Genomic DNA, 1111 nt, shown 5'->3' on the forward strand with positions numbered 1-1111 from the left:
CTGTTCCAGTCGGCCTATGTGGCCGAAGTGGTACGTGGCGGTCTGCAAGCGATCCCTAAAGGTCAGTACGAAGCGGCAGCGGCGATGGGCCTCGGTTACTGGCGCAGCATGGGCCTGGTGATTCTGCCGCAAGCCCTGAAGCTGGTGATCCCCGGCATCGTCAACACCTTCATTGCGCTGTTCAAGGACACGAGCCTGGTGATCATCATCGGCCTGTTCGACCTGCTCAACAGCGTCAAGCAAGCCGCCGCCGACCCTAAATGGTTGGGCATGGCCACTGAAGGCTATGTGTTCGCGGCCCTGGTGTTCTGGATTTTCTGTTTTGGTATGTCCCGCTACTCCATGCATTTGGAACGTAAGCTGGACACTGGCCACAAGCGTTAGGAGCGTAGTTTATGAGTGAAGCGATCAAACAGCCTGTGAGCCCTGAAGGCATTATTCAGATGCAGGGCGTGAACAAGTGGTACGGCCAGTTCCACGTGTTGAAAGACATCAACCTGAACGTCAAGCAGGGCGAGCGTATCGTCCTGTGCGGCCCGTCGGGTTCCGGCAAATCCACCACCATCCGCTGCCTCAATCGTCTGGAAGAGCACCAGCAGGGCCGCATCGTGGTCGATGGCGTGGAACTGACCAACGACCTCAAGCAGATCGAAGCGATCCGCCGTGAAGTCGGCATGGTGTTCCAGCACTTCAACCTGTTCCCGCACCTGACCATTCTGCAGAACTGCACCCTGGCACCGATGTGGGTGCGCAAGATGCCCAAGCGCAAGGCCGAAGAAATCGCCATGCATTACCTGGAACGCGTACGCATTCCGGAGCAGGCGCATAAATTCCCGGGGCAACTGTCCGGCGGTCAGCAACAGCGTGTGGCGATTGCCCGCGCCCTGTGCATGAAACCGAAAATCATGCTGTTCGACGAACCGACTTCGGCACTCGACCCAGAGATGGTGAAAGAGGTTCTCGACACCATGATCGGCCTGGCCGAAGACGGCATGACCATGCTCTGCGTAACCCACGAAATGGGCTTCGCCCGTACCGTGGCCAACCGCGTGATCTTCATGGACAAGGGTGAAATCGTCGAACAGGCCGCGCCGAACGACTTCTTCGATAA

At 58.0% G+C, this 1111-nt stretch carries 2 protein-coding genes; both read left to right on the top strand.

The features are described from left to right. A partial coding sequence (locus KGB14_RS25445; protein ID WP_223489761.1) for an amino acid ABC transporter permease occupies positions 1-384 on the top strand: 384 nt, incomplete at its 5' end. Between the two features lie 11 nt (positions 385-395). Next, positions 396-1111 (top strand): amino acid ABC transporter ATP-binding protein (locus tag KGB14_RS25450; protein ID WP_223489763.1); only part of this gene is annotated, 716 nt, incomplete at its 3' end.

The sequence above is a fragment of the Pseudomonas sp. A-RE-19 genome, from assembly GCF_019956555.1.
Lineage (GTDB): Bacteria > Pseudomonadota > Gammaproteobacteria > Pseudomonadales > Pseudomonadaceae > Aquipseudomonas.